This is a genomic window from Parafrankia sp. FMc2 (assembly GCF_041008525.1).
Classification (GTDB): domain Bacteria; phylum Actinomycetota; class Actinomycetes; order Frankiales; family Frankiaceae; genus Parafrankia.
Genome location: NZ_JBFLUG010000266.1, coordinates 1 through 4,714, shown reverse-complemented (window position 1 = coordinate 4,714; position 4,714 = coordinate 1). Strand labels below are relative to the sequence as shown.

At 72.2% G+C, this 4,714-nt stretch carries 5 protein-coding genes; 3 read left to right on the top strand and 2 right to left on the bottom strand.

What is annotated here, in order from left to right; all coding sequences use genetic code 11:
* A partial coding sequence (locus tag AB1460_RS35730) for a helix-turn-helix domain-containing protein (RefSeq protein ID WP_368966867.1) occupies nt 1-661 on the bottom strand: 661 nt, incomplete at its 3' end.
* A 254-nt stretch (nt 662-915) separates the two neighbouring features.
* On the opposite strand from AB1460_RS35730, the gene AB1460_RS35725 reads away from it, so the two are divergent.
* The 3 genes from AB1460_RS35725 to AB1460_RS35715 all read left to right on the top strand — a co-directional run bounded on the left by AB1460_RS35725 (nt 916) and on the right by AB1460_RS35715 (nt 3,780).
* Nucleotides 916-1,197: a hypothetical protein gene (locus tag AB1460_RS35725; protein WP_368966865.1), complete on the top strand. Its 282-nt coding sequence runs from the start codon at nt 916-918 to the stop codon at nt 1,195-1,197.
* Nucleotides 1,198-1,362: 165 nt separating this feature from the next.
* Entirely contained in the window at nt 1,363-2,613 is a 1,251-nt protein-coding gene (locus AB1460_RS35720; protein WP_368966863.1) for a malic enzyme-like protein, read from the top strand.
* 282 nt (nt 2,614-2,895) lie between these two features.
* Nucleotides 2,896-3,780, top strand: coding sequence for a TSUP family transporter (locus AB1460_RS35715; RefSeq protein ID WP_368966861.1), 885 nt, complete (start codon nt 2,896-2,898; stop codon nt 3,778-3,780).
* Between the two features lie 115 nt (nt 3,781-3,895).
* Here AB1460_RS35715 and AB1460_RS35710 read toward each other — a convergent pair whose 3' ends face one another.
* Nucleotides 3,896-4,396 carry a MarR family winged helix-turn-helix transcriptional regulator gene (locus AB1460_RS35710; protein WP_368966859.1) on the bottom strand — a complete coding sequence of 167 codons (501 nt, stop codon included), beginning with the start codon at nt 4,394-4,396 and terminating at the stop codon, nt 3,896-3,898.
* Nucleotides 4,397-4,714 lie beyond the last annotated feature (318 nt).

Below are 4,714 nucleotides of genomic sequence, written 5' to 3'. Positions count from 1 at the left end.
TCGCCTTCGCCTGTCGCCGCTGCAGCCGCCCCACCCGCCCGGCTTCTTTCGACCGCAGACCGGGGCAGACCCGCAACTCGCCGGTTGACAGCGTGACCGAGACGGCAACACCCCGATCCACCCCCACCCCCACCACCGCACCCGTGCCCGGGGCCTCGATCGGTTCGGGTACCACGGCGAACGAGATATGCCAGCGGTCCGTCCGATCCTGGGTGACCCGGTACGACTTCGCCGCCGGAACCGGGCGGCTGCGACGGAACCTGACCCAGCCCACCTTCGGGACCAGCACCGACGACCATCTCCGGCTCTCGACGCGGACCCGCCCGGCGGCCTGGCCCACGATCCGGAACCCCTCATGCACCCCCTGGCGGCGGAACCCGGGCCGCCGGTGGGTGCCGGCGAAGAAGTTCCGCCACGCCTGATCCAGATCACGCAAAGCCTGCTGCTGCACGGTCTGCGACCCGGCCGCCAGCCAGCCGAACGTGCGCCGGGCCTCGGTCAACTGCCGTGCCTGCTCGTGGTAGCCGGGTGCAGGCCCACGCCCGGCCCGGTACGCGGCCCGCTGCTCCTGCCCCAGGTTCCACACGAACCGGGCATACCCACACTGGGCAAGCAGGGCCTCGGCCTGCGCCGCGTCGGGAGACAACCGGAAACGGGACACCCGACCAGCCTAGATCGCCACCAGGCCGACACGGGTGAACCTTCCGTAGCCGGACGACCAGACCACCCACATCACGTGGGGCTGCGACCCGCGATGAACGATCGAGACAAACCGAGATCCTGTGGCTGGTCAAGCGCGCCTTGGCCTCGACGAACGGCGGTCCGCCTGACGGCGGATCGCCTACCCCTGACCCGCTCCGCGGGAAACCGGATTCCTCTCCGGCCTGAAGGCCGGCGTCTCCCCCGGAGGCAGAGATGACGAGCTGGAGGCCGGCACTGCCCGGACCGGGCCGGGGACGCTGGTGGAAGGTGCTGGGGCTGGCGAGCGTCGTCGGCGTCGCCGCGGGTGGGGCGGCGCTGGCGCGATCCGAGCGCACCCGCCGGGCCTACACCCCGGACGAGGTCCGGGCACGGCTGATCTCGAGGCACGCCGAGGCATCGGGCGAACAGGCATCGGACGGATCAGCATCGGACGGACCAGCGCCGAGCGACCAGGGGCCGGCGGGTTCGGCGGCGGGCCTGCGGGATCGTCCATAGCACGGGTTCGGGGTACGGCCGGGCTGCCGGCTTGGTAATTTCTCAGGTGGCAAGATGGTGACCTGTGGGGTTGGCCGGGTGGGCGGATTCCCGGTGAGCGCGAGGTGGTCGGGCCCGTGAGTCGTTCGTACCGTCGCTGTGCCGGCCCGCCGCGGGGTAGCAGCCGTGCCCTCTGAGGCCGCCGGTGTGCGCGGGACGAGCGCCGCCTTCAGCGTGACGGTCCGGGTGCCCGGCCGCGTGCGGGCCGACATCGACGCCGTGATCGCCTCCGCCCCCGGGGTCGTGGTCTGCTACGCCGACGAGGCCGACGAGGCCGACGCCCGCGACCAGCGCCGCATCACCCTCGACGCCGACAGCGGCTCGACACTGGCCTGGTTGACCAGCGCCCTGCGGGCACGGCTTGGCGCCGACCTGCTGCAGACCGAGGATCCCGTCTTCACGGTCGCGTCGTCCGGCAAGCTCACCCAGTCGCTGTGCGCGTCGGTCACCACCGGCCACGACCTGGCTCTCTTCGACGCCGAGGCGGACCGCCGGGTCATCCGGTACCTCTCCGTCCACCCGAACCACACCGACCGGGTGACGGGACGACCCCGCCGGATCGCCCTGCTGACGGACGCGAGCGCCGTCCTCGACTTCGAGCCGCTCGCGGCCGAGGCGGCCCTGCCCGCGGTCGAGTCGCAGGCCGCACACCTGCACCGGGCAACGGGCCTCGATGTCATCCCGATGCCGGTCGACGCGCACGAGCCGGCCGACCTCGCCCGGCTCGTCGGCATGCTCGCCCCCGGCTTCGCCGCGATGGTGCTGGTACACACGCACGTCCGGCGGATCGACGCGGTGCGCGCGGCGATGCTCGCCGCGCCACGGCCGACGTCGCCCCTGCTGCTGGACTCGATCAACGACGGCCTGGCGGTCGCGGCGACCGCGGCGATCCTCAACCACCTGCGGGCGCACGGCATCGAGCCGGCCCGCGCCCGGGTCGCCATCATCGACCCCGGTCGGGGCGGCGACCTCGCCGGGCTGGTGGTCGGCGCCGGCGTCCGGCAGGTGACGCTCTACGACCCGGTGCTGTACGGGGTGCAGCCGCTGCACGGGCTCGCCGCGGACCTCGACCTGATCGTGGACCTGATCGGCCTTGCCCGGCCGCCGGACGGCGTCGCCGTGCTGCGGACCCGCCCGGAGCGCCCGCCCCCGCTGGACTCGGCGAGCCTCGGCCCCCGCCCGCTGCACGCCCTGCCCGGCCTGCTGCAGGCGGCGGTGACGATGCGCCGGCCGATCACCCCGGCGGCACGGCTCGCCGCCGTGCGTGCGCTGACCACGCAGACCCCGCCCGGGATGCTGCTGCCCCCACTGGACCTGCCCCGGCTCACCCCCGCCGTCGCGGCCGCGGCCGGAGAGGCGCTCGCGGCCCGGGAGTAGGGCCGCCCGGCTGGCGGTGGGGAAACATTTCCCGCTATTTTCGGCTGATGTCGCCGAGCCCGGGGGAGTATTTTTACCAGCCGATCGGGCGCTTTCCGTGCGGGTACCTTGACCGTGTCAGGAAGGTGTCTGGTAAAAGCGGAAGAAGCGGGCTTCCGGATCCGGATGTGCGGAGATTCCCGCGCCATTCCGTCGGGCGTTCGTCCGTCGGGCGTTCGGCGCCGCTCACCTGCGCGCCGTGCCGTCGGCTGACGCCCCTCCCGTGCGCGTGCGTGCACTGACGTGATGATCGTTCTGCTCGCCTTCGTCGCAGGCTTCCTCATCGCGGCGGTCACCGCTCCGGTCGGGGTGTCCGGCGCGGTGTTCATGCTGCCGGTTCAGCTCGACGTGCTGCACACCCCGAATCCCGCGGTCACCCCGACCAACCTGCTGTTCAACGTGGTCGCCACCCCTGGCGCGCTGCTGCGCTACCGGGCGCGTGGGCAGGGCGCCGGGCCGCTCGCCCGCAGGCTTGTCGCCGGGACCCTGCCCGGGGTGGTGCTCGGGGCCGTCCTGCGTGTCCATGTCGTGCCCGGCGCCCGCCTGTTTCGCCTCCTGCTCGGGCTCTTCCTGCTCCCGCTCGGTCTCTGGCTCCTCCTGTCCACCGCGCGCGCTCGCCGGCAGGCCGCCATGGCCGTGCGCGGGAGTGACGGCCGGTGCGGCACCACGTGCGGGAGTCCAGGCGAGAACGCGGGTGGAAGCGGGAAGGGGACCACCGGGACGGCGGGACGGAAGGGGGCAGCGCCCGGGCCCGCACCACGCACCATCACCGCGCTGGCCCTGGCCGTCGGGCTTGTCGGCGGCGTCTATGGCATCGGTGGCGGTTCGCTCCTGAGCCCGATCCTGGTCGGCCGGGGCCTGCCGGTCGCCACCGTCGCACCCGCCGCCCTCACGGCCACGTTCACCACCTCGGTGGTCGGTGCGGTCACCTACGCCCTGCTCGCCATGACCGCCCCCGGCAGCATCGCGCCGCACTGGGCGGTGGGGCTGGCCGGCGGCCTGGGTGGGCTCGCAGGCGCCTCCCTCGGCGCCCACCTGCAACACCGCGTCCCCGACACCGCGCTGCGCCTCCTGCTCGGCGGCCTTGCCGTCGCCCTCTCGATCGTGCACCTGCTCCAGGCGACCTGAGCGGCCGTGTCGCCGGCCCGGCGAGCGGTTCGGCCGCCCGGGCCTGGCGAGCCCTGCGAAGGGCTCAGAACCAGGGCGCTCGGAGTCAGGGCGCTCGGAACCAGGACATGCGGAGTCAGGGCATGGAGCGCAGATGGCGGACCTCGGCGATCGCACTGAGGCGGAACACCTCGACGAACCGCAGGAGGGTGTGCAGTTCGTCGTCGCTGAAGGCGGCCAGGTCCTCGCGGGTCCGGGCGGTCAACCCGGCGTAGTAGGCGTTGATCCGGTCGAGTCCCTCGTCAGTCGGCTCGATGATGATCCGGCGCCGACTCCCCGGGTCCGGAACCCGGCGCACGCAGCCGGCAGCCTCGAGCCGGTCGATCATGCGGGACGCGGAGCCGGGCGTCAGACCCACCCGCTCGGCCAGTGCGCCTGCCGTGGTCGGACCGTCCTGCTGCAACGCGTGGAGGCAGTGGAAGTCCGTCACGACCACCCCCATCCGGGTGGCGATCAGGCTGTTGAGCTGGATGAGGTGGGTGATCCAGTCCGGTAGCGCGTCGATGACCTGTGCCGTCAACGACTGACTGAGGTCCGGCGAACTGATGTCCGGAGAGTTCTGTTCGTGCGTGGTCATGGGCCCAGCCGATCGACCAGTAGTATTGTGGCGCGCAATGGTTGTCTCACGCAATGGTTGTGCGGTGCAAAGGTTGTGTGGCGCGATCCAGATGATACGAGCAGGTGGGGAGTCTGGTCGAACGGCATCTCGCGGATGCCTGCTCCCACGACCAGTGCACATCCGATGTCCCGACGATGGTCTGAGGTGCTCGATTCTCAATGAAGTTGTCAAGTGGATCATGCTGTGCGGCGACTGTGGTGAGGGGCGGTGACGTGGGTTGATAGGCACGGTTGTCGCGGAGCAGTGCTCAGAGGACGTTGACGCGGCGGCGCGCGA